Origin of the sequence: Streptomyces javensis, from assembly GCF_039525925.1 — a bacterium.
Classification (GTDB): Bacteria; Actinomycetota; Actinomycetes; order Streptomycetales; family Streptomycetaceae; genus Streptomyces; species Streptomyces asiaticus.
In genome coordinates this window covers 1-4,453 of the sequence record NZ_BAAAIF010000179.1, presented here as the reverse complement: position 1 = coordinate 4,453, position 4,453 = coordinate 1, and the positions used below count along the sequence as shown (strand labels likewise).

At 72.7% G+C, this 4,453-nt stretch carries 1 protein-coding gene; it reads left to right on the top strand.

The window, feature by feature from the left end:
* Positions 1–4,453, top strand: a 4,453-nt coding sequence (locus tag ABD329_RS47270; protein WP_344318191.1) for a type I polyketide synthase, incomplete at both ends; no start/stop codon positions are given.

The window sequence follows — 4,453 nt, the reverse complement described above, 5'->3', positions numbered from 1 at the left end:
AGGACGTGTCGGAGTTCGCCGCCGACGGCACGGTCCTGGTGACCGGTGCGAGCGGCACGCTGGGCACCCTGTTCGCCCGCCACCTGGTGGCGGAGCGTGGCGTACGGCAGCTGCTGCTGGTGAGCCGCCGTGGCGACCAGGCTCCTGGCGCGGGGGAACTCGCCGCCGAATTGGCCGGGTTGGGTGCGAGTGTGCGCTGGGCGGCGTGTGATGTCGCCGATCGTGACGCGCTGGCCGAGGTGCTGGCGGGGATTCCGGCCGAGCATCCGCTGACCGGTGTGGTGCACACGGCCGGTGTGCTGGATGACGGTGTGATCGGTTCGCTGACGCCGGAGCGTCTTGAGCGGGTGCTGCGTCCGAAGGTGGACGCGGCGTGGAACCTGCATGAGCTGACGCGCGATCTCGACCTGTCGGCGTTCGTGCTCTTCTCCTCCGCCGCCGGTGTCTTCGGCGCCGCAGGGCAGGCCAACTACGCTGCCGCCAACGCCTACGTGGACGCGCTGGCCCAGCACCGTACGGCCCTCGGCCTGCCCGCCACCTCGCTGGCCTGGGGCCTGTGGGCCGCCGAATCCGGTGGTATGGCCGGTGAGCTGGACCAGGCCGATATGTCCCGGATGAGCCGGGGCGGTGTCGCCGCGCTCGGCACCGACGAGGGCAAGGAGCTGTTCGACGCGGCCGGACGGGCGGGCGAGGCGCTGCTCGTCCCGGTGCGTCTCGACCTGGCGGCGGCACGGGCCGAAGCGGCGTCCACCGGTGTGGTGGCCCCGCTGATGTCCGGGCTGGTGCGGGTCCCGGCACGGCGTACGGCCGAGGGCTCCGCCGGAACGGGCGCCTTGGCGCAGCGGCTGGCCCGACTGAACGCGGCCGAGCAGCTGGAGACGCTGCTGGAGCTGGTGCGTACCCAGGTCGCCGCCGTCCTGGGCTATGCCACCGCCGACTCCGTGGACCCCGACCGCGCCTTCCGCGACCTGGGCTTCGACTCGCTGACCGCCGTCGAACTGCGCAACCGCATGAACGCGGTGACCGGGATGCGGCTCCCCGCCACCCTGGTCTTCGACTACCCGACCTCCCTCGTCCTGGCCGAACACCTCCGGGACGAACTGGCGGGCACCCGCGCCCAGTCGGGCCTGCCGGTGTCCACCGTGGGCGCGCTCGACGACGAGCCGATCGCCATCGTGGGCATGAGCTGCCGCTTCCCGGGCGGGGTGCGCACTCCCGAGGACCTGTGGCGGCTGCTGTCCTCCGGCCAGGACGCGATCTCCGGCTTCCCCGTGGACCGTGGCTGGGACCTGGACGCGCTCTACCACCCGGACCCCGAGCACCCCGGCACCTCGTACACCCGCGAGGGCGGTTTCCTCCACGACGCCGCCGACTTCGACCCCACCTTCTTCGGGATCTCGCCGCGCGAGGCCGTCGCCACCGATCCGCAGCAGCGGCTGCTGCTGGAGACGTCGTGGGAGGCGTTCGAGCGCGCGGGCATCGACCCGGCCACGCTGCGCGGCAGCCGTACCGGTGTGTTCGCGGGCGTGATGTACCACGACTACGCCACGCTCGTGGAGCAGGCCCCGGACGGTGGCGGCGAGGGCGCGATCGGCTCCGGCAGCACGGGCTCCATCGCCTCCGGCCGCGTCGCCTACGCCCTCGGGCTGGAGGGCCCGGCCGTCACCGTCGACACGGCGTGCTCGTCGTCGCTGGTGGCGCTGCACTGGGCGATGCAGGCGCTGCGCTCGGGCGAGTGCACGATGGCGCTGGCCGGTGGTGTCACGGTGATGGCGACCCCCGGTACGTTCGTCGGCTTCAGCCGCCAGGGCGGTCTGTCCGCCGACGGCCGCTGCAAGGCGTTCTCGGCGGACGCGGACGGCACGGGCTGGGCCGAGGGCGCGGGCATGCTGCTGGTGGAGCGGCTGTCGGACGCGCGGCGCAACGGCCACCCGGTGCTCGCGGTGGTGCGCGGCAGCGCCGTGAACCAGGACGGTGCGTCCAACGGCCTGACCGCGCCGAACGGGCCGTCCCAGCAGCGTGTCATCCGGCAGGCGCTGGCCGCCGCGGGCCTGTCGGCCGGCGATGTGGACGCGGTCGAGGCGCACGGCACGGGTACGACACTGGGCGACCCGATCGAGGCGCAGGCGCTGCTCGCCACGTACGGCCAGGAGCGGGACGCCGAGCGGCCGTTGCTGCTCGGCTCCATCAAGTCGAACATGGGCCACACCCAGGCCGCCGCCGGTGTCGCGGGCATCATGAAGATGGTCCTCGCCATGCGGCACGGGGTGTTGCCGAGGACCCTGCACGCCGACGAGCCGTCGCCGCATGTGGACTGGTCGGCGGGGGCCGTCTCGCTGCTCACCGAGCAGGCGGAGTGGCCGGAGACCGGCCGTCCGCGCCGCGCGGGTGTGTCGTCGTTCGGCATCAGCGGCACGAATGTGCACACCATCATCGAGCAGGCGCCGGAGGTGGCGGCGGTCGAGGCTCCCGCAGGCACACCCGCCGTGGTGCCGTGGGTGCTGTCCGGCCGTGGCGCGGCCGCCCTGCGGGCCCAGGCCGAGCGGCTGGTCGCCCATGTGGAGGCTCGGGCTGAACTACGGCCGGTGGATGTGGGCCACTCGCTGGCGACCGGCCGATCGGCGTTCGACCACCGCGCGGTGGTGGTGGCCGAGGACCGGGATGGGCTGCTGAAGGCTCTGGGGGCGCTGGCCGAGGGGCGTCGCTCCCCGGCGCTCGTGCAGGGTTCGGTGGTCGGTGGCAAGGTGGCGTTCCTGTTCACGGGGCAGGGGAGTCAGCGGCTGGGGATGGGGCGTGAGCTGTACGACGCCTATCCGGTGTTCGCGGAGGCGTTGGACGCGGTGTGCGCGGAGCTGGACGCGCATCTCGAAGGGCCGCTGCGGGATGTGCTGTTCGGGGAGGACGCCTCCGCGCTGGACCAGACCGGCTTCACCCAGCCCGCGCTCTTCGCGATTGAGGTCGCGCTGTATCGGCTGGTCGAGGCGTGGGGTCTGAAGGCGGACTTCCTGTCGGGCCACTCGATCGGTGAGTTGGCCGCCGCGCATGTGGCGGGTGTGCTTTCGCTGGCGGACGCGGCGAAGTTGGTGGCGGCGCGTGGCCGTCTGATGCAGGCGCTTCCGGCGGGTGGCGCGATGATCGCGGTGCAGGCGTCGGAGGACGAGGTGGCGCCGCTGCTCAGCGAGCGTGTCTCGATTGCCGCGCTCAACGGGCCGTCGTCGGTGGTCATCGCGGGTGATGAGGACGCGGCCGTCGCCATCGCGTCCGGTTTCGAGGAGCGGGGTCGTAAGACCAAGCGGCTCACGGTGAGCCATGCGTTCCATTCGCCGCGTATGGACGGCATGTTGGACGCGTTCCGCGAGGTGGCGCAGGGGCTGACCTACGAGGCCCCTCGCATCCCGATCGTCTCCAACCTGACGGGCGAGCTGGTCTCCGCCGAGGAGATCACCACCGCCGACTTCTGGGTGCGCCATGTCCGCGAGGCCGTGCGCTTCCTCGACGGTGTGCGGGCGCTGGAAGCGCAGGGTGTCTCCACGTTTGTCGAGCTGGGCCCGGACGGTGTGCTCACCGCGATGGCGCAGCAGTGTGTCACCGGTGAGGACGCCGCGTTCGTATCGGCCCTGCGCAAGGGCAGGGCCGAGGCCGAGACGCTGACGAAGGCCCTCGCGCGCGCCCATGTGCGCGGGGTGGCGGTGGACTGGGCGGCGGTCTTCGCCGGTACGGGCGCGGCCCGGGTGGAGCTGCCGACGTACGCCTTCCAGTACGCGCGCTACTGGCCCGAGCTCCCGGCCGTCGTGGGCGGTACGGCCGGACTGGGGCTGGCGACCGTCGACCACCCGCTGGTCGGGGCCGCAGTGCCACTGGCCGGTGGCGAGGGACTGCTGCTCACGGGTCGCCTGGGACTCGACACTCACCCGTGGCTTGCGGATCACGCCGTGATGGGCTCGGTGCTGCTGCCGGGTACGGCCTATGTGGAGCTGGCGGTTCGCGCCGGTGACCAGGTCGGTTGTGACCGGGTCGAGGAGCTGACGCTGGAGGCGCCGTTGGTGCTTCCGGAGGCGGGCGGTGTTCAGCTTCAGCTGTCGGTGGGCGAGCCGGATGGCTCCGGTCGTCGTGCGTTCGAGGTGTACTCGCGGTTCGAGGACGCGGCCGCCGATGAGCCGTGGCTGCGTCATGCCTCGGGTGCGCTGGTGGCGGGTGCGTCGGAGGCACCGTTCGACCTGGGCGCCTGGCCTCCGGCCGGTGCGACACCGGTCGAGCTGGACGGTCTCTATGAGGGCATGGCGGGCCTGGGGCTGGCCTATGGCCCGGTGTTCCGGGGGCTGACGTCCGCCTGGCGGCTGGGCGATGAGGTCTACACGGAGCTGGAGCTGCCGGAGGGCGCCCGGTCCGATGCGGGTGCGTTTGGTCTGCATCCGGCGCTGCTGGATTCCGCGCTGCATGCGGTGGGGTTGGG